This is a genomic window from Mesorhizobium sp. M1295 (assembly GCF_040318135.1).
Taxonomy (GTDB): domain Bacteria; phylum Pseudomonadota; class Alphaproteobacteria; order Rhizobiales; family Rhizobiaceae; genus Mesorhizobium.
On sequence record NZ_JAMYLU010000014.1, the window covers coordinates 93,378 to 119,671 of the forward strand.

The 26,294-nt window shown below is 61.6% G+C and carries 28 protein-coding genes and 2 tRNA genes; 20 read left to right on the forward strand and 10 right to left on the reverse strand.

The annotated features are described in order from the left end of the window. Positions 1-175: 175 nt before the first annotated feature. A complete protein-coding gene (locus NKH29_RS19830; protein ID WP_023719423.1) occupies positions 176-1,057 on the forward strand; it encodes a YihY/virulence factor BrkB family protein in 882 nt (293 codons plus the stop codon). Between the two features lie 114 nt (positions 1,058-1,171). On the opposite strand, the gene NKH29_RS19835 is transcribed toward NKH29_RS19830, so the two are convergent. The 4 genes from NKH29_RS19835 to NKH29_RS19850 all read right to left on the reverse strand — a co-directional run bounded on the left by NKH29_RS19835 (position 1,172) and on the right by NKH29_RS19850 (position 6,612). Then, the gene (locus NKH29_RS19835) at positions 1,172-1,933 is read right to left on the reverse strand and encodes a glutamine amidotransferase (protein WP_353000440.1); all 762 of its coding nucleotides are present in this window, start codon (positions 1,931-1,933) and stop codon (positions 1,172-1,174) included. A gap of 85 nt (positions 1,934-2,018) precedes the next feature. After that, positions 2,019-3,020, reverse strand: coding sequence for a rhamnose ABC transporter substrate-binding protein (locus NKH29_RS19840; RefSeq protein ID WP_352488291.1), 1,002 nt, complete (start codon positions 3,018-3,020; stop codon positions 2,019-2,021). Positions 3,021-3,067: 47 nt separating this feature from the next. Then, on the reverse strand, positions 3,068-4,057 hold the full coding sequence (locus NKH29_RS19845) for an ABC transporter permease (protein ID WP_353000441.1): 990 nt from the start codon (positions 4,055-4,057) through the stop codon (positions 3,068-3,070). Then, positions 4,054-6,612, reverse strand: coding sequence for an ATP-binding cassette domain-containing protein (locus NKH29_RS19850; protein ID WP_502897687.1), 2,559 nt, complete (start codon positions 6,610-6,612; stop codon positions 4,054-4,056). The genes NKH29_RS19845 and NKH29_RS19850 overlap by 4 nt, the downstream gene beginning before the upstream one ends. A 193-nt stretch (positions 6,613-6,805) precedes the next feature. On the opposite strand from NKH29_RS19850, the gene NKH29_RS19855 reads away from it, so the two are divergent. From NKH29_RS19855 to NKH29_RS19885, 7 genes are all read left to right on the forward strand, one after another. Next, entirely contained in the window at positions 6,806-8,089 is a 1,284-nt protein-coding gene (locus NKH29_RS19855) for an ROK family transcriptional regulator (protein WP_352817587.1), read from the forward strand. A 194-nt stretch (positions 8,090-8,283) separates the two neighbouring features. After that, positions 8,284-8,484 (forward strand): CsbD family protein, encoded by a 201-nt coding sequence (locus NKH29_RS19860; protein ID WP_352817585.1) that lies wholly within the window; start codon positions 8,284-8,286, stop codon positions 8,482-8,484. 610 nt (positions 8,485-9,094) lie between these two features. Beyond that, a complete protein-coding gene (locus NKH29_RS19865; RefSeq protein WP_352817584.1) occupies positions 9,095-9,541 on the forward strand; it encodes a hypothetical protein in 447 nt (148 codons plus the stop codon). A 277-nt stretch (positions 9,542-9,818) separates the two neighbouring features. Further along, positions 9,819-10,076, forward strand: coding sequence for a hypothetical protein (locus tag NKH29_RS19870; protein WP_023719431.1), 258 nt, complete (start codon positions 9,819-9,821; stop codon positions 10,074-10,076). Positions 10,077-10,155: 79 nt separating this feature from the next. Beyond that, positions 10,156-10,749 carry an SOS response-associated peptidase gene (locus tag NKH29_RS19875; protein WP_352852428.1) on the forward strand — a complete coding sequence of 198 codons (594 nt, stop codon included), beginning with the start codon at positions 10,156-10,158 and terminating at the stop codon, positions 10,747-10,749. Between the two features lie 73 nt (positions 10,750-10,822). After that, on the forward strand, positions 10,823-11,704 hold the full coding sequence (locus NKH29_RS19880; protein ID WP_352817581.1) for a transglutaminase family protein: 882 nt from the start codon (positions 10,823-10,825) through the stop codon (positions 11,702-11,704). 88 nt (positions 11,705-11,792) lie between these two features. Then, positions 11,793-12,644, forward strand: a complete 852-nt coding sequence (locus NKH29_RS19885; RefSeq protein WP_352547875.1) for a transglutaminase-like domain-containing protein — start codon at positions 11,793-11,795, stop codon at positions 12,642-12,644. A gap of 127 nt (positions 12,645-12,771) precedes the next feature. Here the strand turns inward: NKH29_RS19885 and NKH29_RS19890 are convergent, their stop codons facing one another. After that, entirely contained in the window at positions 12,772-13,323 is a 552-nt protein-coding gene (locus NKH29_RS19890) for a group I truncated hemoglobin (RefSeq protein ID WP_352547877.1), read from the reverse strand. 134 nt (positions 13,324-13,457) lie between these two features. On the opposite strand from NKH29_RS19890, the gene NKH29_RS19895 reads away from it, so the two are divergent. Together NKH29_RS19895 and NKH29_RS19900 are read left to right on the forward strand one after the other, a co-directional pair. Continuing rightward, positions 13,458-13,643, forward strand: coding sequence for a hypothetical protein (locus NKH29_RS19895; protein ID WP_352482421.1), 186 nt, complete (start codon positions 13,458-13,460; stop codon positions 13,641-13,643). Between the two features lie 1,100 nt (positions 13,644-14,743). Next, on the forward strand, positions 14,744-15,361 hold the full coding sequence (locus NKH29_RS19900) for a cupin domain-containing protein (protein WP_352482423.1): 618 nt from the start codon (positions 14,744-14,746) through the stop codon (positions 15,359-15,361). A gap of 1,370 nt (positions 15,362-16,731) precedes the next feature. Here the strand turns inward: NKH29_RS19900 and NKH29_RS19905 are convergent. Together NKH29_RS19905 and NKH29_RS19910 are read right to left on the reverse strand one after the other, a co-directional pair. Beyond that, positions 16,732-16,995, reverse strand: coding sequence for a hypothetical protein (locus NKH29_RS19905; protein WP_023719439.1), 264 nt, complete (start codon positions 16,993-16,995; stop codon positions 16,732-16,734). A gap of 203 nt (positions 16,996-17,198) precedes the next feature. Continuing rightward, positions 17,199-17,273 (reverse strand) — tRNA-Thr (locus NKH29_RS19910). A 160-nt stretch (positions 17,274-17,433) separates the two neighbouring features. Here NKH29_RS19910 and NKH29_RS19915 point away from each other — a divergent pair. From NKH29_RS19915 to NKH29_RS19960, 10 genes are all read left to right on the forward strand, one after another. Continuing rightward, positions 17,434-17,616, forward strand: a complete 183-nt coding sequence (locus tag NKH29_RS19915; RefSeq protein WP_023719440.1) for a hypothetical protein — start codon at positions 17,434-17,436, stop codon at positions 17,614-17,616. A 159-nt stretch (positions 17,617-17,775) separates the two neighbouring features. Further along, positions 17,776-19,068: a UDP-N-acetylglucosamine 1-carboxyvinyltransferase gene (murA, locus tag NKH29_RS19920; protein WP_023719441.1), complete on the forward strand. Its 1,293-nt coding sequence runs from the start codon at positions 17,776-17,778 to the stop codon at positions 19,066-19,068. Positions 19,069-19,369: 301 nt separating this feature from the next. Then, positions 19,370-19,804, forward strand: coding sequence for a DUF2948 family protein (locus NKH29_RS19925; protein ID WP_352482425.1), 435 nt, complete (start codon positions 19,370-19,372; stop codon positions 19,802-19,804). A 4-nt stretch (positions 19,805-19,808) separates the two neighbouring features. After that, a complete protein-coding gene (gene hisD / locus NKH29_RS19930; protein WP_023719443.1) occupies positions 19,809-21,101 on the forward strand; it encodes a histidinol dehydrogenase in 1,293 nt (430 codons plus the stop codon). A 2-nt stretch (positions 21,102-21,103) separates the two neighbouring features. Then, entirely contained in the window at positions 21,104-21,589 is a 486-nt protein-coding gene (locus NKH29_RS19935) for a UPF0262 family protein (RefSeq protein ID WP_023719444.1), read from the forward strand. Positions 21,590-21,647: 58 nt separating this feature from the next. After that, on the forward strand, positions 21,648-22,058 hold the full coding sequence (locus NKH29_RS19940; protein ID WP_023719445.1) for an arsenate-mycothiol transferase ArsC: 411 nt from the start codon (positions 21,648-21,650) through the stop codon (positions 22,056-22,058). An 89-nt stretch (positions 22,059-22,147) separates the two neighbouring features. Next, positions 22,148-22,366, forward strand: a complete 219-nt coding sequence (infA, locus tag NKH29_RS19945; RefSeq protein ID WP_006200926.1) for a translation initiation factor IF-1 — start codon at positions 22,148-22,150, stop codon at positions 22,364-22,366. A gap of 25 nt (positions 22,367-22,391) precedes the next feature. Then, the gene (locus tag NKH29_RS19950) at positions 22,392-23,021 is read left to right on the forward strand and encodes a Maf-like protein (protein ID WP_023719446.1); all 630 of its coding nucleotides are present in this window, start codon (positions 22,392-22,394) and stop codon (positions 23,019-23,021) included. Then, positions 23,018-23,209: a DNA gyrase inhibitor YacG gene (yacG, locus tag NKH29_RS19955; RefSeq protein WP_023719447.1), complete on the forward strand. Its 192-nt coding sequence runs from the start codon at positions 23,018-23,020 to the stop codon at positions 23,207-23,209. Before NKH29_RS19950 ends, yacG begins: the two co-directional genes overlap by 4 nt. Positions 23,210-23,528: 319 nt before the next feature. Then, positions 23,529-23,604 (forward strand) — tRNA-Phe (locus NKH29_RS19960). A gap of 213 nt (positions 23,605-23,817) precedes the next feature. Here the strand turns inward: NKH29_RS19960 and NKH29_RS19965 are convergent. The 3 genes from NKH29_RS19965 to NKH29_RS19975 all read right to left on the reverse strand — a co-directional run bounded on the left by NKH29_RS19965 (position 23,818) and on the right by NKH29_RS19975 (position 25,857). Continuing rightward, on the reverse strand, positions 23,818-24,432 hold the full coding sequence (locus NKH29_RS19965) for a class I SAM-dependent DNA methyltransferase (protein ID WP_352482429.1): 615 nt from the start codon (positions 24,430-24,432) through the stop codon (positions 23,818-23,820). A gap of 217 nt (positions 24,433-24,649) precedes the next feature. Next, positions 24,650-25,405 carry an AAA family ATPase gene (locus NKH29_RS19970; RefSeq protein ID WP_352716933.1) on the reverse strand — a complete coding sequence of 252 codons (756 nt, stop codon included), beginning with the start codon at positions 25,403-25,405 and terminating at the stop codon, positions 24,650-24,652. After that, positions 25,402-25,857, reverse strand: coding sequence for a hypothetical protein (locus NKH29_RS19975; RefSeq protein WP_352791676.1), 456 nt, complete (start codon positions 25,855-25,857; stop codon positions 25,402-25,404). Before NKH29_RS19975 ends, NKH29_RS19970 begins: the two co-directional genes overlap by 4 nt. Between the last annotated feature and the right edge of the window lie 437 nt (positions 25,858-26,294).

A 26,294-nucleotide genomic window follows, 5' to 3' on the forward strand; every position in this document is an offset into this window, starting at 1 on the left:
CAGCGTGCAATCTTCCACAGCGCCATGGCATCATGATGGCCGGCGCTTGGCAAGTGTTCGGGCAAGAGGTGTTCTTGTCGTGGCCTGTCGTGCCGCTCCGTTGCGATCTTCGCGCCCCTCCCTCGCCCAGCGCTGCGCCGCCGCTACTTGTTTGTTGACAGCATGCGAGGCCCACATGTGGAATTTGGCAGCAGAGAGCTGGAGGCTCCTCAAGCAGAGCGTCCTCGGCTTCATCGATGACAATGCGCTGAGCCATGGGGCGGCGATAGCTTTTTATGCCACGACCTCGCTTGCGCCGATCCTGCTGATCGTCGTCGCTATCGCCGGCATGGCCTTCGGGCACGAGGCGGCACAACTCGCCCTTTCGGCACAGATCGCCGGCCTGATGGGACCGCAAAGTGCCGAGCTGCTGCAGGCGACGATCGAAAACGCTTCGCAGAAGGAAGCGGGAACCCTTGCCAGCATTCTGGGGCTGGTCACGCTGTTCGTCGCCGCATCCGGCGTGTTCGGCGAAATGCAGCTGGCGCTGAACGAAATCTGGAAAGTCAAACCGAGGGCAGCAACGATCTCACGGCTGGTGCGGGCACGCATTGCAAGCCTGGGCCTGGTCGCCGCTCTCGGTTTCCTGCTCCTGGTGTCCTTGGTTGTAAGCGCCGCGATTTCGGCGCTCGGAGACGTCATCAACGCCTATCTGCCGTTCGGCACCATCATCCTGAGCGCGGTCAACGGGATTGTCTCGTTTGCCCTGATCGCGCTGCTGTTTGCCGCGATCTACAAGGTGCTGCCCGACCGCAGTCTGCAATGGCGCGATGTCGGCCTTGGCGCCGTCGTCACCGGGTTTCTGTTCACCATCGGCAAGTCGCTGATTGGCTGGTATATCGGAACCAGCGCTTTCGCATCGTCGTACGGCGCGGCCGGCGCCCTGCTCGTCGTGCTGTTGTGGGTCTATTATTCGGCCGAGATATTTCTGCTGGGCGCCGAATTCACGCGAGCCTATTCGGTTCGACACGGCAGCCGGTCCGATTTGAAGAACAAGGTGGAATTGCATGACAAATGAGTTCACGCCGAAATTCGACCTGGCCGGCAAGGTGGTGCTGGTCACCGGCGCCTCGCGCGGCATCGGAGGCAGCGGCAGGCGGACTGCAGTGGTCAAACCTGGTGTCCGGCTTTCTCATTCATTGCCGGCGAGCCAACGGACCATGTTCGCCGTCAGTTTTCCGTAGAACGGCCATGCGAGAAAATCCTGCGAGAGCCAATGCGGGCCGATATCGGCTGCCCAGGCAATCGTGCGGCCGCGGCCGTGGCTGCCGACGGCAAGGAGCGTCCAGTCGGTGCCGCGGTGGTGGCAGGTCGCCAGAAGCCGGGATGAACCGTCGCGCCTGAATTCCAGCTTGTTCATGCCGAGGATCGGCGGCAAAGGCCCCTCCACCCCGGAAAAAATCGGATGTGACGGCTGCAGGATGGAGGCCTGCAGGCCTTGCGGCACCTCCATGCCGTCGCAGTAGGGTAGGCAACGGACCGGCAGAACGTCCTCGACCGGGGTGTCGTGGAACCGCGCCGTCCCGAACATGCCCTGAAAGCCCATATAGCCGCCGGCTAGCATCAGCCCGCCGCCACCTTCGACATAGGCTTTGAGCAGATCGAGGCGGTTGACGCCGACACGCCCGGCGCGGGCATCCGGCGTCACCAGCAATGTCAGGGCGCCGACGTCGGAGATCACCACCGCCTGATATTGGGCGAGCCCATCGAGGTCATAGGGAAACTCCGCGCTGCAACGCTCACCGCCGATCTGCGTGACGGCGATGCCCTCAGTGGCCAGCGCGGCATTGAAGGCCGTCGCGCCATTTGTCGAGGTCGCACTTGTAAGCACATCGCTACCGACGGCGACCGACGTCGTCGCCGCAAAGGTTTCGCCCGCAAGCAATATCTTCATTGCCGCCCCCGCACTGTTTTCATTCGAGAGGTTTAGGAAGGGCGCCGGTTGGACCGGCGCCCCGCGGAGTTCGAACTCCAAAGGATCAGAACTTGAACTCGGCCAGATTTTCGGGGGTCACGATCTTGGCTGGACCAAGGATCAGTTCGCCGCCGGCGCCAATCGTGTATTCGCCGAGCCTGCCTGCCGTGAACTTCTCACCCTCCTTTCCGGTGATCTTGCACTGCGCAAGCGCCTGGGCCGTCTGGTAGGTAAGATAGCCAAGATCGGTGACGTTCCACCAGATATCCTGGGCCGCCCCGTCCTTGATGTATTTCGAGATCAGAGTAGCCGGCGCGAGGCCGGTCAGCTTGACCTTGCCGATCATGCCCGCCTCCTCGAGCGCACGCGCGGCCGCCGGAAGGCCGATGCCTGCCGGGACGATGATCACCTTGAGATCGGGAAACGCCTGGACCAGCGCCAGCGCCTGCTGCTGGTTGATTTGTTCGCTTTCTTCGCCATAGGCCACCTGCACCAGCTTCATTTTGGAGAACTTCGGCTCGGCAGCCATCTTCGCCTTCATGAAGTCGATCCAGGCGTTCTGGTTGGTCGCCGTCGGCGTCGACGACAGGATCGCGAATTCGCCTTCACCGCCGCTGAGGGCGAATGCACTTTCCAGCATCATCTCGGCGAGACTGTCGCCCTTGACCTGATTGACAAATGCCGCGCGGGCATCGGCGGCCACATCGGAGTCATACGAAATCACCCTGACGCCCTGCTGAACGGCGCGCTTCAGCGCAGGCGCGACGGCATTGGCGTCGTTGCCGGCAATTGCGATGACCCCAACCTTCTGCGACACGAGGCTGTTGATGAATTCGATCTGCGCCTCGGCAGTCGCCTGCGATGGGGCGACCTGCGTAGCGGTGCCGCCAATTTCCTTGGCTGCCTCTTGTGCGCCTCCAAAGGCCACTTTGAAGTAGGGGTCGGTGTCGAGCTTGGGCAGGAAACCGACCGTTACGGGTTCCTTGGCGCATTCCTGGCTGAACGCCAGCGAGGTTGGCGCGAGCAGAACCGCGGATGCGAGCAGGGCTAATCTAAACGCTTTCATTGTGACTCCTCCGTTTAAAATTCGGGCTTGAAGGAAGGGGCCCGAGATCACCCCTTGGTCTCGCGCATTGCGCGGGATCTGCTGAGCATCTCCTGTGTGGAGCGCCAGTAATTGCCGACCAGCAGCGAGCCGATCAGAAGCAGGCCGATGATCATCCCCTGCGCGTCGCCACCGATCTGGTTGAGCGCCAGCACATTGCGGATGATGGCGATCAGGACCAGCGCCGGCATGACGCCGGTCAGGCGGCCCTTGCCGCCAAAGACGCTGACGCCGCCGAGCAGCACGATGGTGATGACGTCGAGCTCCATGCCGAGCGCATTGTTGGCGCGGGCATTGGAAAGGCGCGCGGTATAGACGATGCCGGCTATCGCCGCGACGACGCCCGAGACGACGAACAGGTTCAGCACCATCCGGCGCGTGTTTATGCCGGAATAGCGCGCCACCTCGGGGCTGCCGCCGAGCGCGTAGATGCGCTTGCCGGTCGGCGTCTTCTGCAGCACGACCGCAAACACCGGCGCCAGCGCCAGGAAGGGGACGATGGTCCACGGTATCTCGGTGCCCGGCAGATTGTTGATGCCGAAATCCACGACCGCGGGCGGCAGGATGTTGACCGAACCGGTGCCGAGCAGGATGTAGCCAATACCTCGATAGAGCGCCATCGTGCCGAGCGTCACCACCAGCGACTGCAGTCCAAGGCCCGAGACCAGGTAGCCGTTGAAAGCGCCGAGCAGGCCGCCGGCGACGAGCGTCAGCGGGATTGCGGCAAGCGTTGGCACGCCGGCCTGTACCAGCAAGCCAAAGACGACGGACGTCAGCGCCAGCACCGAGGCGATCGACAGGTCGATTTCGCGGGTGATGATGAGCAGCGTCATCGGCAGGATCAGCAGCGCCTTTTCCGAGGCGCTGGCGGCCAGTTGCGAGAGATTGAAGCCGGAGACGAAATTCGGCACGAAGATCGCCGCGTAGAGGAAGATGGCCACGCAGGAGGTCGCCAGCAGCAGATCCCAGAAGTCGATCGAACGGAGGAACTTTCTCACCGCGCCCTCGCCTGTCTTGCCTGCTCGGCACGCCGCACGATGAACGTGTCGATGCCGATGGCGACCAGGATCACCAGGCCGTAGACGCCCTGCAGCCACAGCGGGTCGACGCGCACCAGCGTCAGCCCGTTCTTGATGACGAGCAGCGTGAGCGCGCCGAGGATGATGCCGAGCAGCGTGCCCGAACCACCGCGGATGGCGACGCCGCCGACCACCGCCGACGCGATCACGGTGAGTTCGAAACCGAGCGCGACGCGGGCATCGATGGTCGCATAGCGGGATGCCCACAGCGCACCGCACAGGCCGCCGAGCAGGCCGGCCATGCCAAAGGCCAGCAGAATCCGCCGGTCGACGGGGATGCCGATAAGACGTGCGCCGTCGGGATTGGAGCCGGCGGCAAACAGTTCGCGCCCGATGGCGGTGCGATAGAGCAGCACATAACCCAGGCACAGGATGACGATCGCGATAATGACGATCAGCGGCACGCCGGCGATCTTCAGGCCGGTCATGTCGAGCCAGGCTTGCGTGACTTCGTCGGCGCTGATCTGGTCGCCGGCTGCCCAGATCGAGTTGAAGCCGCGAAATATCGACATCGAGGCCAGCGTGACGACGATGGCCGGGATCTTTCCCCTGGTGACGACGAGGCCGTTGATCAGGCCGGCGACACCACCGACGGCACATGCCGTCATCAGGCCGATGCCGATGTCGAGCCCCGGATAGGCCTGAACCATGCTGGCCGCCATGTAAGCCGACAGGCCAATCACCGCCGCGATCGAAAGGTCGATGTTGCGGGTGATCAGCACCAGCATCTGCGCGAGCGCTGCAACCACGAGCAGGGCGGCATCCATCGACACGGCGGTCAGGTTTGCCGCGCTCACCATGCGCGGGTTGATGATGGTGACCGGGATGGCCACCGCCAGCATCGCGGCGAGCAGGCCGAACTCCCGCCGCTTCAGTATGTCGAACGGTCCTTTTCTCTTCTCCTCGCTGGCAGGCTGTGCTGCCCGGTCGGTGCTTTCGCCGGCCTTGGTCGCTGCTTCCAGCACCTTTTCCTGGGTGGCTTTGCCCCTGGTAAATTCGGCCGTCCGATGGCCTTCGCGCAGGACGATGATGCGGTCGCACATGCCGATGAGCTCGGGCATTTCGGAGGAGATCAGGATGATAGCCATGCCTTGCGCGGCAAGGTCGGCGATCATCGCATGCACTTCCGCCTTGGTGCCGACATCGATGCCTTGCGTCGGCTCGTCGAGGATGAGGACACGCGGTTCGGTGCGCAGCCATTTGGCCAGCACCACCTTCTGCTGGTTGCCGCCGGATAGTTCCTTCACCGGCTGCGCGTAGCCGGAAAAGCGAAGCTTCATCCGCTTCAGCCAGTCCGAAACCAGATCGATCGCGCGGTCCGTGCCGTAGAAGCCGGAGCGGGCTGCCTTGTCGAGGACGGGCAGCACCGCGTTGTCGAGGATGGAAAAATCCATCACCAGGCTCTGGCCCATGCGGTCTTCCGAGACATAGGCGATGCGCGCATCCATGGCGTCGCGTGCCGATGCGAAGCGCACAGCCTCGCCGTCGATCAGGATTTCGCCGGCATCGGGCTGGTCGATTCCGAACAGCACGCGCGCGATCTCGGTCCGCCCGCTGCCGACCAGGCCGCCGAGCCCGAGCACCTCTCCGGCGTGGAGCTTGAGGTCGATGTTGGAAAAGCCGCCGGCGTGCGAAAGCCCCCTCGCCTCCAGCACCAGCGCGCCGGTTGCGTGGTTTCGTTGCGGATAGAGGTCGGTCACCTCGCGGCCGACCATCATGCCGATGGCGGCGGCGCGGCCAAGCTCGGCCTTCGGCTTGACGCCAATGAGGCGCCCGTCGCGCAGCACCGCGATGCGGTCGGCGATGCGGAAGATCTCGTCCATGCGGTGGCCGACGAACATCATCGCCACGCCATGCAGCCGCAGGTCGGCAACGACGGTGAACAGCCGCTCGACCTCGCGCTGCGACAGGGCGGCCGTCGGCTCGTCCATGATCAGCACCCGCGCGTCGAGCGACAGGGCGCGGGCGATCTCGACCAGTTGCTGTTCAGAGGTGCGCAACATCCCGAGCCGGGTTTCGGCCGGCACGTCGAGGCCGACTGTCGCCAGCACCTTACGCGCACCGGCAAGCATGGCGGCGTTGTCGATGCCGCCGAAGCGGTCGCGCGGTATATGGCCGAGATAGATGTTCTCCGCCACCGAAAGATCCGGGAAAAGACCGGGGTGCTGGTGCATGACCGAGATGCCGGCAGCCTGGGCATCGTGCGGCGAATGGAAGACCACAGGCTTGCCGTCGACTTCGATATGGCCGCCGGTAGGGAGGTACACGCCGGCCAGCAGCTTCACGCAGGTGCTCTTGCCGGCACCGTTTTCGCCAAGCAGAGCCAGCACCTCGCCTGAGCGCAATTCGAAGGACGCGTCCTTGAGGGCAATCGTGCCGCCGAAGGCCTTTGTCGCCTGAACCAGGGCAACGGGGACAGCCACGTCGCTCTTCACCACGGCATCGGCTTCGCCTAATGCGCCCAAGTGCAGCACCCTTCCTCCCTGGTCCTGTTTTTTCAATTTGCTATATTAAATGGTTTGACGCCGCAACTGGAAAATTGACTTCCATGACCCCGAAGGGCACTGTCGCGTCGCGCACGGGTGCAGCTGGAGTGCTCGACCCAGCAGCCTAAAAGCTGCAGGCGGCCAGAGTGGCTCCGCGAGAATGAATGGGGAGGCGCCGGTTTTGTCCGGAAAAGGCAGCAATTCGGTCAAGGTTCGGCATTACAACGAGCGCTTCGTGCTTGATGCCATCCGCCGTCTGAAGGAGGCATCCAAGTCCGATCTGGCGCGCGCCGCAAATCTGACGCCGGCCGCGGTCGCCACCATTGTCGACGGGCTGGAGTCGTCCGGATTCGTAAAGCAAGTGGGAAAAAGGTTCGGGCAACGCGGATCGCCGTCCACCCTCTACCGGCTTACACCGGAGCGCATCTACAGCGCCGGCATCAAGATCGGCCGGCGCGCGCTGGAAGCCGTGCTCGTCGACTTCGCCGGCGAGGTCCGCTCCCGCGAGTCGCACGAATATCGCTTTCCGGACCCCGATCTGGTGCTCAAGGCCGGCAACATGTCGCTGGCCAATTTCGACAAGCTGGTCGAGGGGCTTGGCGATGCCAGCATCGTCGGTGTCGGCATCGCTTCGCCATATTTCCTCGGCGGCTGGAGCGAGGAACTCGGCTTTCCCGATGACCTCGGTAGCCGCTGGGAAGCAATCGATCTGACGACATTCTTCGCCACAAAACCGAAGACCCCGGTCTTCGTGGAAAACGACGCGTCATCGGCCGCACTCGCCGAACTCATCCAGGGGACCGGCGCGCGGTTCCGCGACTTCATGCATATTTCGATCGACACCTTTGTCGGCGGCGGATTGGTGCAAGGCGGCAAGGTCCATACCGGTCCGCACGGCAACAGCGCCGCGCTCGGTCCTTTGCCGGTTTCGCCTTCAAGCCTCGATTCGGTGGCGGCCAAGCCGGCGCGTTACCAAAGTCTGCTGCATCGCGCCTCGATCTATGTGCTGGTCAATCATCTCAAATCGCGCGGCATCGAGATCAATCGTGTGCGCGAACTGAATCCCTTGCCGCCGGGGGCGCGCGAGCCGCTGTCCGAATGGATCGACGATTGTGCCAATGCGCTGGTCGAGGCGATCATCGCCATCACCTCGGTCATCGACATCGAGGCGATCGTCCTCGACAGCATCCTGCCGCGGCCGATCCATCTCGAGCTGCTGGCAAAGGTGCAGACCCAGTTCAACACGATCAGCGCCATCGGCATCGTGGCGCCGGAAATCGTATCGGGACAATTCGGCCCCGAGGCCTCGCCTATCGGCGCCGCGATGCTGCCGTTCTCGGCACTGTTGGCGCCCGACAGCGGCGTGCTGATGATCGGCAAGGACAGAACAATGCTGCTGGGCAGCCTTTCGAGGCTTGCCAGCCAAGGCCACCCAGCGAGAAGCTCAGCGCCTTCAACGGGATAGGATGGCGCTGCGAGAGAGCATCAAGCTCTGGACATCATCAACATCAGCTCGCAGTCCGGCACGGGCACGGCGGGCTTTTTTGCGCCGGCTCCGGAACTTTTAGCGGCCGCTAATCTTCATTCGTCACCGACATCGAAATGCTCGATCGGTCCGCGCTCCGCTTTAGTGCGGGCCCAGGAAGCAAGGAGGAACATATGAACTGGGATCAAATCAAGGGAAAATGGACGCAGTTCAAAGGCAAGGCGAAAGAGCAGTGGGGTGACCTCACCGACGATGATCTTGATCGGATCGAGGGTAACCGAGACCAGCTCTTGGGACGTATCCAGGAGCGATATGGGATCGCCAAGGAAGAGGCGGAGCGCCAGGTAGATGACTGGTCCAGAAGCATCGGCTGAGCCTTGGACGTAACGCTGTCTGCTGCCCACCACCGGGTTAACCTCTGAGTCACCCGCCGTGCCGAATGGTGCGGCGGGCTCTTTCGACAGCGAGGCCCGCGAGGAACCTTTAGCTATATCTAATGTTCTACTTGCGTGGCGGGCTTCGCCTTGGCGTGTGCCCGACCCGGAGGCGAAGGAGCGTAATCATGAACAACATTATCTGGCTGGTCGGCGCCATCGTGATCGTAATAGCCATTTTGAGCTTTTTGGGTCTGCGGTAGCATCTGGGCCTTCTCTTCGACCCGACAGCGCTCCCCGGTCGGCGTGGCCTCACTGACCGCTGCGCCCAACAGATCAGACTTAGGTCCTAAGCAATACCCTCCAGAAATGGACCGAAGCCCCGGCTGAGGAACGTAGCCGGCTGGCTCACGTTGTAGTGAGCTTTGGCGCGACCAAGATGCGTCTGGGCGGAAGAGTTCAAGCCAGAGAGGAGAAGCCCGACGCTCCGAACGAGCGTCGGGTTTGGGCGTAAATGCAAACGATCAGCCGACTATTCGATTCCCATGCCCAGGCAGCACGTGCTGTTGCCAGGCTTCAGGCCGCCAAGATTCGTCGCCGGCAGATCAGCGTGGTCGGATCTTACAATGACAACGATGAACCGATCAGCGTTGCTGGATATTACAACGATGAGATGAGCGCTCTCTGGCAAGGTGCGGGCGCAGGCGCCGCACTTGGCGCGACGGCTGGTCTGCTGGCCGGTTTTAGCGCTTTTGGAGCTCAGGGCATTGATCCCGCGGGGATGACCGGCATGGCTCTGGTCGGTGCGGCGTGGGGCGGCTTTGGCGGCGGGCTTCTCGGAACCTTCGCCAATTTTGCCCAGAAGCCGGGCAAGCCGAAGATCGCAGAGGGTGTCGTTCTGGTGATGGCCCGCGTCGATGAAAAGCAGGCCGGCGCCGCGCAGGCAGTGCTTCGGAGTTCCGTGGAGATGCCGCGGCGCATCTGCCGTTCCGGACAGATGAAGACGAGCGCTTACACAAATTCAAGCCGGCTCCGCGTCCAATCTGGTGCCCGATGAAGTTTGTTTCGCGAAATGGGAATTCAAACCGGAGGCGCCCGACAAAAGTTTGGCAAACCAACACCTTGGAGGCATGCCGGCTGCTTGCCGTCGTGCTGTCCCTTATCCTTACCGTTCTATTGGCAGGTCTCATCCTTGGCTGAAGCCGTGCCCTGCCGCCGGCGACACGGTGCCAAGCTCCGGCAATCGGCAACTGGCGAAAGGTGCGGCCAGTTCGAAGGATTAAACCATTCGTGCTAAGCGTTCACAGCTTGTCGCCATAGGAGAGGACGCCGAGATGGACAAACGGGCTGAAGGAGACGCGGAGAGATTGGCTCGAGGCGAGTTCGAGCTCAAAGCCGAACGATATGGCGTGAACGCCTTTCTTCTCGTTGTCGAACTTATAAATCTGCTGGAAAAGCGCGGAACAATCAGCAGCGACGACGTCGCGAAAATAGCCGAGGCCGCCGCACTTGCCGTTGCCGCATCCAGCGAACCCGACATGAACAGCATCAATCTGTTGCAGGCCATCGCCGCCGCACGCCGGCCCAAATAGGGCAAGTCCGCCAGCAATCGGCGCGAACCGATAACGCTATATTGAAACTGATCTCGATCGAGCGTCCGGAGCCATATTAATGTGCAATGACTACGAGCAGCACATCGCCTGGGCCGAGTATTGCCGGATGATGGCTTTGCTGGCGCTCAATATTCCCAGCCATCAAACCGAACTGGATCTGCCGCAGGCGGATGACATCCACATCAACGACCCCGCGCCTGTAATGCGGGCTGCCGGCAACACAATCGAACTGGCGTCGATGACGTTCGGCTTTCCTCCGGCCGGACCAAAAGGCGGACCTGTATTCAACTTTCGCTCGGAGGGTCGACAATTCGGCAACAGCAAACGCTGCCTCGTCCCGGCGTCGGCATTCTTCGAATTCACGGGAACGAAATATCCGAAAGCCAAGCACAAGTTCACGCTGAATGGCCATTCGTTCATGGCGATTGCCGGGCTTTGGCGCGAGGGGGTCGGCAACAAGCCGCCGACGTTCACGATGCTGACGACCGATCCGGGGCCGGACGTGGCGCCATATCACAACCGCCAAGTGGTTGTGCTGCGGCCATCGGACTGGGCGGCATGGATCCATCTGACGAAGTCCGAGGCTGAACTCATGCGGCCGCTGCCGGAAGGGTCGCTCAGAGCAGAAACAGTTCGCGCAGGTTCCGAGTAGGAACCATCGAATGAGCGTGGAAAAGATTATATGATTGCGCCAACATCGCAGGTAAACTTGTCGACCAAAACTGATGCCGATCTTCTCAGTCCAGCATACGACGGTCTATCGCTATAGCCGGCCGGTGAGGTTCGGCGAGCATCGGCTGATGTTCAGACCGCGCGACAGCTTCGATCAAAGACTCCTGGACCACGCCTTGTCTGTCGATCCCGAGCCGAAAGAGGTTCGCTGGATCCATGACGTTTTCGGAAACTGCGTGGCGGTGATCGATTTCGAGAATCCCGCGAAAGAACTGCGCTTTGCGACAGACATTCGGCTGGACCACACGCCGCAGCATGCGCCTGATTTCCGTATCGACGAAGCTGCGCTTCACTATCCGTTTTCCTACGATCCCGACGAAGCCGCAGATCTCTCCCAGACGATGGAACGTCAATACGAGGATGACAGTGACGAGGTTGGCAACTGGGCACGACAGTTCCTCAGTGCCGCAGGGCACACCGGGACCGGCAATCTGTTGATGACGCTTTGCTATGCCATCCACGAGAGCTTTGTGTATTCCCGTCGAAGCGAGCCTGGGACGCAGCCGCCGCTGATGACGTTGCACCTGCGTCGCGGCACATGCCGGGACTTTGCGCTGTTCATGATGGAGGCGGTTCGTTCGCTCGGCTTTGCCGCCCGTTTTGTGACTGGTTACGTCTATGTGCCGAGCCGCGACAGCGCGACGGTTCTTGGCGGCGGGTCGACGCATGCCTGGTGCCAGGTCTACCTGCCGGGTGCCGGCTGGGTCGAGTTCGACCCCACCAATGGCATTGTCGGCAATCGGGATTTGATCAGGGTGGCCGTGGCCCGGCATCCTCGTCAAGCCATTCCGCTTTCCGGGAGTTATTCGGGAAGCGCGTCGAGCTTTCTTGCAATGACCGTCGAGGTGAATGTGGCGAAGGAGATCGGTGCGTAGGAAAATTAGCATCCGCTGATGTTTTCCCGGAACTGTTTGGCCGACGCGGAGTTTGCCCGGTTGCTGAATGACAACAATCGGAGCGTCGATGCGGATCCGCGCAGGTTACACCCTCACCTACGAATGTCCGCAGCCAACGCCGATGCTGTTGGCGCTCGAAATCCATCCATCGCGCCGGGTCGATCTGTTGACGGAACAGGTCATCGATTTCGATCGTCCCGTCGAAGCACGCGGCTACGTCGACGGTTTCGGCAACGCCTGCACGAGGATCGAGGCGCCCTCGGGCCTGACGACGATCTCAACCACCTTCGATATCTACGATAGCGGCGAGCCCGATGCGGTCGCCGAGCAGGCTGTGCAGCACAAGATCAAGGACCTGCCGGACGAAGTGCTCGTCTTTCTTCTCGGCAGCCGCTACTGCGATACCGATCGTCTTGGAGATTTTGCCTGGGCGAAATTCGGCAATACCGCGCCTGGATGCGCGCGTGTCCAGGCGATCTGCGATTTCGTTCACAATCACATCGTCTTCGACTACCAGAAAGCCGACCCGCTGCGGACGGCTCACGACAGCTTCACCGACCAGGCCGGCGTTTGTCGGGACTTTACCCATTTGGCGATCGCGCTATGCCGTTGCATGAATATTCCCGCGCGGTACTGCACCGGCTATCTCGGTGACATCGGGGTACCGCCGGCGCCGTATCCGATGGATTTCAGCGCCTGGTTCCAGGCCTATCTCGCCGGCACCTGGTTCACATTCGATCCTCGCCACAACCGCCCGCGCATCGGGCGGATATTGATGGCAACCGGGCGCGACGCGACCGACGTCGCCATCTCAACCAGTTTCGGTTTTTCGCGGCTTACCCGCTTCGAAGTCGTGACGGAGGAGGTCCAGGCCGAACCTTCCCTGGCGTCTGTCGAAAATTCCGCGTTCTCACCTTGAGCTGCAAGGTTCGTAGAGGTGGGTCGACGATGTCCCGAGGCCCCTCTGACCTCGAGGTCAGGGCCGCGCTGCATTCAGGGCGACGCTGGCGCCATGCGAATGCATCCGCCCGCACGATATAAGCGCTTCAGCCCCGCTTGACGTTGCCGGCGGTGACCTCGTCTTTGTGGGCGGCGAAAGCTTCCAAGACTTCGGTTTTCTCAGGCTTCGGAATTTTGAAATGATCCAGGGTCCGCCCGAGTTCCGCTGCGACCTCATCGAATTCCGCGGGGGAAATCCGCAGGTCGCGATGCGCCTCCTCGAGGCCGAGCGGCGTCGTGCCGGGCTTGGTGGCGACGAACTTGAAGGGCCCGCCAGAAACGTCGCAGACCCACAGCGTGCGCATGAACTTGAGGCCGGGCAACCTTTCAAGGTTCTTGGTGTGCCATTTGCGCAATTGTGGGTTCTTCGACTTCTTGCCGACGATCGGGTTCTTCACGACGGCGTCGCTGAAATGATCGATCACCGCTGCGATGGCGAATACGCCCCCCAGCCGCTCATACAGACTTTTGTCAGCTGTGGTTTTCTTGGCCTGGGCGAGTGCGTTGTCGGCGGGCAATACCGCCGTCGACGCGGCGGCCAGCGCCAGCGCGGCAACAACACTTCGTCTTGTCAAAGAGGTTGAAACAGCCGTTTTCATCCCTGGTTCCCTTCGAGGTTAGGCCAGAGCAAGCCGCAGCCTGTCTGGCGGGCTTCATGAAGTGACATTCGGACACTTTGCTATATTTTAGCATCGTCTAAGGAACAAACGAGCCCTTCGCCCGAATTATTCCGATGGACGGCATTCTCACGGTCAACATGCGTAAAAAGGGCGAAGGCCGCGCGGATGAGGAAGGCTTAAGCACGCGTCGCTGCACGCGGCAGAGGTCGCGAAGCCACTTCGGCCGCATCGGCCCGATCGATGTTGCGGGCACCGTAGTGTTCCTGGCCTCGCTGGCGGCGGTCGCCTGCGGCCAATAGCCTGTGCTTTTCAAAAATCGCTAGCTTCTGCGGATAGGTGATCCGCACCTTTGCGTTGCACCCGTCGCATTTGAAGTGCGCGATTGTTCTGAGTGCAGAGCCCTTTCTTACCGCCGGATGCGAGCAATCCGGACATTCGAATGTGAGCGCGACATCCGATAAGTCTTTGGCTAAGCCCATTTCCATCCCCTTCGCAAGCTCGGTGGCTACACTCTGGCGATTCTCAATGGGCAATTCAGATGCCAAACGGCTGTGCCAAAGCGGGATTAGACCAATTCACCTCGGAACGCCGCAAAGCTAGTGCGCCTTCTCTCTGCCTTTTGAGCGACGAAGAGACCTAACTTCCTCCAGCAGTTCGCGCTCATTGGTAGTCAAGTTTCGGAAGATTGCGACAATCATCACCGCTAAGGCTTCGGCATCCAGGCTTAAAAGGTCAATGTGTTCATCTGCGCAAACCTGATCAAACACGCGTTCACAAATAGCCAAATCGTGAGGGCTGAGGCGAGTGCTATTGAAACGCCGGCGCGACATTTGCGAGCCTTCGACGCCCGCCGCCCTGTTGCAAAAGAAGCGGGCCCTGGCAGAAACGCGAGTCGTTGAGTGGTTGTTCCCGGCTGCAAGCTTTGCTAAGCCGCCTGCAGCAGGGGCAGACCAGAAGCCTTTCCCCGCACGCATCATGGCGCATGCGAGCGGAGCTGTGCGCCGACCTTGGCACCTCAGACATTTTCGAGCGCCCGCCTGAGCGGCTCTGGCTGCCATGCGCGGGCCGATCTTGGACGGCAGGACCGTTGGACTCACGTCAGACACAGTAGCCTGGGGGCAAGACTGCTTCGAACCCTAAACGGGGCCGTCGGCTACCCATTTGACGACCGGAGGAGCCACGCGTTCCTCTGCTGGCACTCGTCATCGCAGCCAATGCCACCGCGACGACCTAGTTCCAATACTTGAAAACTCTCCCGAGACGGTTTGGCATCATGAACAGTCTTCTTTGGCGGCAGGCGCACTAGGGTGGCCCGAAATTTGGTCCGCCCCGTAAGGCGGTACATATGCTATAGCTAATATTGTGTCGAGGGGGTGACCATGAACAGGGAGGACCAACCATGAAGCCGCATTCCCTCAGCGCGCGCCGTATTAGCCTGCTTATATTCTCGGTGTGTGCTTTCGGGCTGATGACGTCAGTCTCAATGCCCGCAGACAGCAAATTCGCCGTCGAGCCGGTGGTTGAGAAAAAGGTGACGGAACTGCCCTCCGGACCGTTGTACTGGCGGCTGGATAATCTGCCAACGCTGGCGCAGGCCCAAAGCGCGGCGGGCCCGACCTCGCTTGCGGCGGAGATCGCAGGCAAGGTCTGGCTGTTCACGCTTGGACCGAAGGATGGCTCGACAACCGGCGGAACCAAGGTCATCGAGATCGGACCGATCCCTCCGATCAGTGCAAGCGAGTATTTGCTGCGCGTCAACCGCGCCGGTGGAGCGCCCGGCGTCAAGACGAAGATCCATACGCATCCGGGACCGGAGGCCTTCTATGTGCTGGCCGGCAAGGTCGGCCAGAGGACGCCCCACGGAGTGACCTATGCTGAAGCTGGCACAGCCATGATCGGACACGGGGCCAACACGCCGATGGAGGTGTTCAGCGCCGGCACAACCGATCTCGATGAGCTGGCCATCTTCGTGGTCGACGCCAAGCAGCCGTTCTCGTCGCCGGCCAGCCTCGACTGAGGCGACATTTCCCGGGGTGGTACTTCCGCTCTCCACCTGTTGCAGACAGTCGGTCAACGAGCTGTGAATGTCTGCCCTGGGTCGAACTCGGGTCGTTCAGCGTGGTGGGTTTTGACCCCAACGCCATCGGATTGGGTTCGCCTGACCTGCATAGCCGTCCATTTCCCGCTCGGGGCTCATATTTCCAGCGAGGCCTGACAACGACGGTCCAGGCCTTCATGGGGCGGGAAGTTTCACGATCTTGTCTCTTCTGTAGTCATAGCCGGTCTTCGGAGTTCCGTTGCGATAGTCGTTATAGGTCCAGCGGCCGGTGGCCCAAGCATTGACAAAGTCGGTGCACCACTTCACGCCTCCGGGAGGAGGTCGTCCTCGAACCCATCTCTTTTTCGATGTTACGCCTTTGAGGCAGTGCTGAATTGCAGCGCGCCTCTGTTCCGGACTCTGCAGTTTCGCTCTGCCTGCTTCAAACTGGGTTCTACCATCGCTTTGACAGCCAGCAATCAGCAGTGCTGTTGCGACGATCAATTTGCCGGCGCATTTCAAATGAGGCTCTCCAAATCGGGCACGTCAGTGTACCGCAATTAATTGGCACATGGACCGTCCCGCCACAATCGCTTGGAACGATCAACCGTGCGTCTTCGGCACGCCTGCATCAATTGTGTCGAGCCCCGGCATCTATACACGCCACCGCGAGGTCATCGCGGATGCGATGATGCGGCATGAACGGAACTTGAGAGGTGAAACGGCGAGAGGCGCTCACTTCGGTGGTGGCATCGGCGGCTTAATGTCGGTCCGGTAGAACCAATATCTTGTCCACTCAAAGGGTCCTTTACACACCATCTTTAGGGGTCTGTATTTTGGAGTTTCAAGCCAAGTGGTGCAGCGGTACGACTGGTGTTGGTCGTTGATCATTTTATCATATCTGATGACCACGGTATTTATGCCGTCCAACTTCTCTTCACCGACGCGGCTGCAAGTTCGGTTTATCGGCGTCCCGTCCGGATTAAAGTCGCTGCCCGGAGGACGTGCCGTCGCGATCCAGCGCCCAAAAGGCTGGCGTCGTGAGTATACCATATCGCCTATGTAGATCTCTTCTTGATGCAGAAACCCAGGTTGGTCACCATACCTAATTAAGTGGTCCGTAACCTGAATGGCGGGCGTCCTTAATACTCTTTCGTTGGCTTTGTTTAGAGGACTGCACGCCTCGGCCTCCTGCACATCGCGGGATGCTGTGGAGCCTGGAGCCGCTTTGGATTCCAAAGGCAGACAGATCAAGCAGACTGAAAGGGCGAGGATGAATCGAGCAAAAAGGCTCATCGTCCTTGTAAAGCACGTCCCATCGAGCACCGTGAGATAGACCCCGACTGAATTTACTCCATATCCGGCACGTCACCGCTGGTGAATAGCACGGTCGGCGGGCCGTAGTCACCAAGCGCCGGGTTCGCGTCACGGCTCCATGCGATTACGCCAACGTGCTTCCCTGCGAGCGTCTTAGCGGTGCGGATGGCGCGTTCCTCGCTTTGCTGATCAGCCGGACCAAAGGTGGGAAACAGTTCGCCGTCCTCGCCACGATCGAACGCCACGACGACGATCAGCTTGGGCTGCTTCTGGCCAGGCAGAATATGATCCGACATGGCGGTAAGCTATCACATCACAGAGGATTGAGTCGCGTTCGAGACTCGGGAGGTGAGCGTGCAAGACGATCATTTTTGACAAGCCTGCGCGCGTGGCACTCGGCAGGTCGCGGGGCGCCTATTTTTCGGCAACCTCGCCAACCGTGCACAATCATCATCGAGCAGGTCAAGCGGCCTTGGAAGGTGCGCTAGCGAAAACGATCTGGTGCTGCGAGAGAGGATTGAACTCTCGACCTCTCCCTTACCAAGGGAGTGCTCTACCACTGAGCTACCGCAGCCGCCGATGGCGGGGCTTCTGCCATATCGAACCGGCAAGCGCAAGGCCAAGACAAAGACGGGTTGAAAGGCAGCACCAGGCGATTGTTCCGGACATGGCCATGCCACAATGTTGGCTATCCCTTGATCCGCACGGGCGGGTCGCCGGCCGGGGACGGGACGATGAACGACAAGACAATTTCTCCGAACAAGGATGGTCTACCAAAAAAGGCTGGCCGGAAGGACCGGCTGGCCGAGCAGTTGCGTGCCAATCTGCAGAAGCGCAAGGCGCAATCGCGCTCACGGCGAACCGGCGGGGCCGACCAGCGGCCGGACGGGCTGCAGGCGGCAAAGCAGAAGGATTAACGCGAATCGGCTATGTTGGTCGCCGGTATTTTGGCCAAGGTATCGTGGGCCAACGCGGGGAAATAGCCTGTTTCTTGAACCAAGCCGGCCAATGGTCTAGATGGGCCGCAACTGACTCAACCGATTTAAACCGGCTTTTCGGCCGAGGGGACGCTCTTCATGGATCGCATCAGAATTGTCGGCGGCAACAAGCTTGCCGGAAGCATCCCGATCTCGGGCGCGAAAAACGCCGCGCTGCCGCTGATGATCGCCGCGCTTTTGACCGACGACACGCTGACGCTGGAAAACGTGCCGCATCTGGCCGACGTCGAGCAGCTGATCCGCATCCTCGGCAATCACGGCGTCGACTATTCGGTCAATGGCCGCCGCGAAAAGCAGCATGAGGGCTATTCGCGCACCATCAATTTCTCCGCCCGCAACATCGTCGACACGACGGCGCCTTACGAGCTGGTGTCGAAGATGCGGGCGTCGTTCTGGGTGATCGGCCCTCTGCTGGCCCGCATGGGCGAGGCCAAGGTGTCGCTGCCCGGCGGCTGCGCCATCGGCACGCGGCCGGTCGACCTCTTCCTGGAAGGCCTGCAGGCGCTGGGCGCCGACATCGACGTCGATACCGGCTATGTCATCGCCAAGACCAGGAACGGCCGGCTGGTCGGCAACCGCTACGTGTTCCCGAAAGTCTCGGTCGGCGCCACCCATGTGCTGATGATGGCGGCCTCGCTGGCCAAGGGCGAGACGGTGCTCGAAAACGCAGCCCGCGAGCCCGAGATCGTCAACCTTGCCGACTGCCTCAACGCCATGGGTGCGAAGATCTCCGGCGCTGGCACCGCGACCATCACCATCGACGGCGTCGAGGCGCTGTCGGGCGCCCGCGTCAGGGTGATCCCCGACCGTATCGAGACCGGCACCTATGCGATGGCGGTGGCGATGACCGGCGGCGACGTCGTGCTGGAAGGCGCGCGGCCCGACTTGTTGCAGACGGCGCTGGACATCATTTCGCAGACCGGTGCTGAGATCACGCAGACCAATTCCGGCATCCGCGTCAGGCGCAACGGCGCCGGCATTTCGCCGGTCGACGTGACGACGGCGCCGTTCCCGGCGTTCCCGACCGATCTGCAGGCGCAGTTCATGGGCCTGATGACGATGGCCAAGGGTAAGTCGCGCATCACCGAGACGATCTTCGAAAACCGCTTCATGCACGTCCAGGAGCTCGCCCGGCTCGGCGCCCACATCACGCTGTCCGGCCAGACGGCGATCGTCGACGGCGTGGCGAAGCTGAAGGGCGCGCCTGTCATGGCAACCGACCTTCGCGCCTCGGTGTCGCTGGTCATCGCCGGCCTTGCGGCAGAAGGCGAGACCACGGTCAACCGCGTCTATCATCTCGACCGCGGCTTCGAGCGGCTGGAAGAAAAGCTGTCCGGCTGCGGCGCGGAGATCGAGCGCATTTCGGGGTAACGATAGCAGGCTCAGGTCAGCGCCGCCCCTCATCTGCCTGCCGGCATCTTCTCCCCGTATAGGGACGGGAGAAGGACCGCCTGGCGAAGGATTTCGCCAATCTCCAGCGTTGCGGAGAGGGTGCCGAGGTTGCGGCCAGCCTCTTCTCCCCGTCCCTATACGGGGAGAAGGTCCCGGCAGGCGGACGAGGGGCGGCGCTGACCGGGGCGATTGCCTGGCCAAGACCTCCGGTGCGGTTGCACGAGCCGGAAAGACCGCCTAACAGAAGGTCGAATAGTCAACTCGCAGGTGCGAATTCCGCATGAATGGCCTTAAGCTTGTCGCGCTCGACGATCAGGATCTGAGCATCATCTCGGCGCATGTCCAGGATGCCGTGATGAAGGTCAGCGATCTCGAATACCTGCCTTCGGTCAAGCGCTTCGTGCTGACCATGAACCGCTTCGTCTGGGAGGCGAAATCGGGCTTCTTGCGCCAGCACAATGAGCGGCGGCAAGCCGTGCTGCATTTCGACCGGGTGCTCGCCGCCAAGACCAGCGGCATTGCCCGCGACAAACCGGACGAGGTGCTGTCGCTGCTGGCGATCAGCTTTCTCGCGCTAGACAAGCCGGCCGGCATCGTCGAGCTGATCTTTGCGGGAGGCGGCGCCATCATGCTCGATGTCGAATGCATCGAGGCGCGGCTTGCCGATGTCGGCGGTGCCTGGGAAGCGACGTCGCGCCCGGTCCACAGGGTCTGAGCCGATGGCCATCACGCTTCGCCAGTCCGACGCCGATTTCGAGCAGCGCTTTGCCGCGTTCCTGCTGACCAAGCGGGAAGTCTCGGCCGACGTCGACGCCGTGGTGCGCGAGATCATCGCCAAGGTGCGCGCCGACGGCGACGCGGCGCTCGTCGCCTACACGCAGAAATTCGGCGGCGGCGACCTGACAAGGCTCGGCATTGCGGTGTCCAAGGATGACATTGCCAAGGCTTACGATGCAGCCGATCCGCAGACGGTCGAGGCGCTGAAATTCGCCCGCGAGCGCATCCGCTCCCATCACCAGCGGCAGCTGCCTAAAGACGATCGCTATACCGACGCCGCCGGCGTCGAGCTCGGCTCGCGCTGGACGGCGATCGAGGCCGTCGGGCTCTATGTGCCGGGCGGCACGGCGAGCTATCCGAGCTCGGTGCTGATGAACGCCGTGCCGGCCAAGGTCGCCGGCGTCGAGCGCATTGCCATGGTGGTGCCAGCCTCCGGCGGCGACGTGCCGCCGCTGGTGCTGGTCGCGGCCGACCTTGCCGGCGTTTCCGAAATCTACCGCGTCGGCGGCGCCCAGGCGATCGCAGCCCTTGCCTATGGCACCGAGACGATAAAGCCCGTCGCCAAGATCGTCGGCCCCGGCAATGCCTATGTCGCGGCGGCCAAACGCCAGGTGTTCGGCACGGTCGGCATCGACATGATCGCCGGGCCTTCGGAAGTGCTGGTCGTCGCCGACGGCAGCAACGACCCCGACTGGATCGCAGCCGACCTGCTGGCCCAGGCCGAGCACGACGTGTCGTCGCAATCGATCCTGATCACCAACGACCCTGCCTTCGGCGACGCGGTCGAACAGGCGGTCGAACGCCAATTGCAGAACCTGCCGCGCGCCGCGACGGCGGCGGCGAGTTGGCGCGATTTCGGCGCCATAGTCCTGGTGCCGACGATCGAGGCAGCACTGCCGCTGGTCGACCGCATCGCGGCCGAACATGTCGAGCTTGCCATCGACGACCCAGAGCCTTTCCTGGCGCGGATGCGCAATGCCGGTGCGGTGTTTCTCGGCCGTCATACGCCGGAGGCCATCGGCGACTATGTCGCCGGCTCCAACCACGTGCTGCCGACGGCGCGCTCGGCGCGCTTTTCGTCCGGGCTTTCGGTGCTCGATTTCGTCAAGCGTACCTCGATCCTGAAGCTCGGGCCGGAACAGTTGCGGGCGCTGGCGCCGGCGGCAATCACGCTGGCCAAGGCGGAAGGACTCGATGCGCATGGACGCTCCGTCGCCATCCGGCTGAACATGTAGAAATGTCCGACTACGACGAAACCCGCGCCAGGCTGATCGATGTCGAGCTCGACGAGACGATCGGCCGATCGACGCCCGATGTCGAGCATGAGCGGGCGGTGGCGATCTTCGACCTGATCGAGGAGAACCGTTTCCAGCCGGTCAATGACGACGGTGCCGGGCCATACCGACTGAAACTGTCGCTGGCCGAATCCCGGCTGGTGTTCGCGGTGGCGCGCGAGGACGGCGCAGCCGTGGTCACCCATATCCTGTCGCTGACGCCGCTTAGGCGCATCGTCAAGGATTACTACATGATCTGTGAAAGCTATTACGACGCCATCCGCACCGCGACGCCCAGCCATATCGAGGCGATCGACATGGGCCGGCGCGGCCTGCACAATGAAGGCTCGCAGACGCTGATGGACCGGCTTGCCGGCAAGATCGACATCGATTTCGACACGGCGCGCCGGCTGTTCACGCTGGTTTGCGTGCTGCACTGGCGAGGTTAAACTGGCCGCCCCGCTGCCCCGCTCGATCCTGCCCCGCTCGATCCTGTTTGTTTGCGGCATGAACGCCGTGCGCTCGCCGATGGCCGAATTGCTGGCGCGCAAGGTGCTCCCGCCTACCACTTTCGTCGCCTCGGCCGGGGTGCGCGGCGGCGAACGCGATCCGTTCGTCGATGCCGTGCTGGCCGAAGAGGGGCTGTCGCTCGGCGAACGGCACCCGAGAACGATGGACGACCTCGAAGACGATTATTTCGACCTGATCGTGACGCTGGCGCCGGAAGCCCACCATACCGCGCTCGAACTCACCCGCTCGCTGGCCGTCGAAGTCGAATATTGGCCGATGCCCGACCCGACCGGCGTCAGCGGCACGCGCGAACAGATCATGGCTGCCTATCGCGACGTGCGCGAGCGGCTGAAGGCGCGGATCGGCCGCCGTTTTCTCGGCAACGAGGCTGAAAACGCCGCGGATTAAGCGTGTTCACAAGCGGACGTTTATCATATAGGTTCCGCGCAACTTTCCGGCCGGGGCGCTGGAAGTACCCATCCAAGCAAAGGTATCGAATGCCGAAGGAAGAAGTCCTCGAGTTTCCGGGTGTCGTGACGGAATTGCTGCCCAACGCGATGTTCAGGGTCAAGCTCGAAAACGAACATGAAATCATCGCCCATACGGCCGGCCGCATGCGCAAGAATCGCATCCGCGTTTTGACCGGCGACAAGGTCCTGGTCGAGATGACGCCCTACGACCTGACCAAGGGCCGCATCACCTACCGCTTCAAGTAAGTTCAAGGACCCGGCCGGGATCGCGATGGGCATTTTGCAGAAGCTCGTGCTTGCCTCGGGTTCGCCGCGCCGGATCGAGCTGTTGCAGCAGGCCGGCATCGAGCCGGATCGCGTGCTGCCGGCCGATGTCGACGAGACGCCGCTGCGCGCGGAGCATCCGCGGTCGCTGGCCAAGCGGCTAGCGACGCAGAAGGCCGAGAAGGCGCTGGTCTCGCTGAAAACCGAGACGGACTACCTGCCGAGCTTCGTGCTGGCCGCCGACACGGTGGTTGCCGTCGGGCGGCGCATCCTGCCCAAGGCCGAGACGCTCGACGATGCCGCCAACTGCCTCGGGCTGCTGTCCGGCCGTTCGCACCGGGTCTATTCCGGCATCTGCCTGATCACGCCGGGCGGCAAGCAGCGCTTGCGGCTGGTCGAGACCAGGGTGCGCTTCAAGCGGCTGCCGCGCGAGGAGATCGACGCCTATATCGCGTCGGGAGAATGGCGCGGCAAGGCCGGCGGCTATGCCGTCCAGGGGCTTGCCGGCGCCTTCGTCGTCAAGCTCGTCGGCTCCTACACCAACGTCGTCGGCCTGCCGCTCTACGAGACGGTGGCGCTGCTGAGCGGCGAAGGCTTCAAGGTGCACGTCAACTGGCTGGCGGGTGCGCGGATATGAGCCCGGACGACAAGGTCACGCCGCTGCGACCCAAGCGGCCCTGCCCCGAATGCGGCAAGCCATCGGCGCGCGAAACCTACCCGTTCTGCTCGAAGCGCTGCAAGGACATCGACCTCAACCGCTGGCTGAAGGGCGTCTACGTCATCCCGGGCCGCGACGACGAGGACGACGACGACCACCAGAAATAGCGCCGTCCGCCTGCAGTTTTCCACAAGCTCGGGACGGTTTCGCGGCCGCGATTGTGACCGATGATCGGCCTTGCCGACTGCCTGTCGCTTCCCGCCTGAACTCAATGTCCAGAAGCTGTTCCATCCGGGTAGAGTCGGATGGAACAGGTTCTGGCGTTTTGCCTGAGCATGATCTTTTCCGAAAACCGGATTCCACTTTTCGGGATCATGCTCTAAGCGCTGGACAGGCCGAATTCCCGTGCTATAACCCACGCGCTTTCAAGGGGTGCCGACGGCGCTTTCATGAACCCGGTGTGCAGATTGCCGCCCGCCGGAGCAGGCCCAGATAGCTCAGTTGGTAGAGCAGCGGACTGAAAATCCGCGTGTCGGTGGTTCGAATCCGCCTCTGGGCACCACTACTTCCTCATATAAAGTCAATGGCTTGCGGTGTCGCCAGCTTGGCGACTTACGGCATTTCATGTCGCGCCGTGTTGCGAACTGTTACCGTTGAGTTTCAAGGGTTTCCTGCGACTGTCGGCAACTCCACGCGACATGAACGCGACATGAGCTTCAACAAAGACCAGCCTCATGGCAAATGCTCGGTTTCAAATTTCATGTGCCCGCCGGCTTTACCGCTTTCTGGCAACCACCAGGAAATTCTGCGCAAGCTCCGCCGGAATCCTGGCACTTGCGCAGATCCTTTCAAACGGCACCATCAATATTTCGCACAGTCTTGGCAGCAATTTCCCGGGTCGCGGCAAAAAACCGTACCCAACTATCCGCTCGACAATAAAGCCATTTGCAATGAGCGTCTGCTCGTATCCTTTAATGCTCAAAGTGTGGCGGACTGTCCCTCCTGCATAACGGTTCAGAATGCGGCAGACCAGCCCTATTGGGGAGGTCGCATTCATGTGGATATTCGAGATTAGCAATCCACCTTCGTTCAAATGCGCGCTGATGGCCGACAGTGCATCCTTCCTGAGCTCATCTTCAGCATTGAGGAAGAATCTGAATGCCGTGACCACGTCGAACCTTTCGGCAAGCGGAGAGAACGTAAGATCAGCGCGGACCAATTTCACGTTCTTCGGAACCCGTGCGCTAGCCAGCATAGATTGGGAGATGTCAACGCCGACGACTTCACCAAAAAATGGAGCTGCGATATTTGCTATGCGGCCTGTGCCGCATGCGAAGTCCAGGCATTTCCGGTTCGGCCCGCCGACAGGCAGGAGAATACGTTCGACCAAAGGCTTTTCGATACCCGACCACAGAGCTGCATAGTAGCCGGACCGGTACGTGTCGGAGTAATGGGCACCGTACCCAGCCGTCTGGTGGCTTGCTCGGTAATCCCGACGAGCGGGTGCACGGTTCTCATGGACGCTCCCGAACGGTCGCCGCTGCGCCCGCAGAAATCTGCGAATGCCAACGAACGATCTCACCGTGAGCACCATGCAACTCGCGCCTCTAGTCTGGCCCGACGCATGCCGTCGCGGGCAATCCGTGCCCCACGATGCGCGCGACGACCTGTTCGAAATTGCGTGGGTCGAGGCCGTCGACACGCATCAGCGGCCATTTGTCTTGCAGGCATTGCCCGATCTCCCTCGCGATATCCGCTTGCTTCAGGCCCCTGACCACTCCGACTTCGAGAAGGCGCTCGAGGTACGGCTGCCGCGCATACCGCTCAATGAGGCGGTGGCGCAGCGTTTCCCCGGGCGCGTCGACTTGAATGAGGAGATCCGGTCGCGGCAGGAACGTCAGGCAATTACGAACCATGTCGATACTTTGATTTCGTCCCAACAGGACGAGCGCGCACAACGCCTGAACAATGCCCTCTTCGAAAATGAAGTACCCTTCTGAGGCCTGCGCCGTATTCCAGGCTTCGAAAAGCAAAACGACGTCGATCTTCAGACGCAACGCCCATATTCGACTTTTTGGAGGGATCGATGCCAAAAGCCGCGCAGCGGCCCCCTCGCTCGGCGGGGTCGAGAACAAGACCGGACTCGCGGTGGCGAGCTTGTGCACCAGACGCTGGATGCCATGGCGTGTCTCCGGGCCTTCATCCTCGACCGAATCGACTTCGCTACCGACAGACACAAAATCAATCCGGCGATAGCCATTGACTGTCTTCACACGGATGTCGTGTTTCGCCAGCTCACGGCAAAGGGCGCGGAGAAGGGTCGTCTTGCCTGCGCCAGGCGGACCGAACAACTCGATAATCATGTAGGGATCTCCCGAACAGGAAGCAGAAAGATCGGATGAAGCGAGCTCGCCCGCTCCGGCGGTGTGGCGAGCGTAAACACTCTGGCATCCGCCTGGCCGAGTTGACCCCGCTCGCTGGCATCCTGCTGACGCCGCAAAAAGCTTTGGAGGAGATGCGATGCGGTGGAAGACTGCCTTTCCATGGCGTGCAGTCCCGCCTGTTGAGCCGCGACAGCGTTGCCGGTTGACTTGAGAACTTGCAATTGCTTCTCGATCGCCTGCGCTTGCGGCTGGTTGACACGCCTGTCGCTGTCGAACTGGCTCGTCGCCCGTGCCATCTCCTGATCGATCGAGCGCCCCACGGTTGCCCGTTGGTCGACGTCGGTCGTCGTGGCTTCCAGGCGTGCGAGCCTCGACGACGCCGACCCCGCCGCCTGCGCCAACACCTCCGTCGTCGCGCCGCTTGCGCCCATAGGGAACATGGACCTCAGAAAGTCTCTAAATTGCCTGGGGATCAGTGCTTACTATGAGTGCCGAACCATACCATCATCCATCTGAATGACTGTCGGCACCACGGCACGCGCGTTTGGGCGCTGAACAGGGCAACGAGTTCAGCCGAGCGGGCGGTTTTGGCTTGACGCGACACAAACGCGACATTCGGCCTAAAATCTGAACAATATCAATCACCGACAGCGGACTGAAAATCCGCGTGTCGGTGGTTCGAATCCGCCTCTGGGCACCATTTTTCCCTGTACGGCCCGGAGACATAGGTAACAGTTTATACCTAGACATGGGCGACAATCTCGCGCCGAGCGGATTGTCGATGGCGTGCAAGAATTATCTGGACCATGGCGCCAGAGGCTCCTGCTCGCCGGCCAAATGGCGATGAAGAACGCCTTCAGCATCTTGG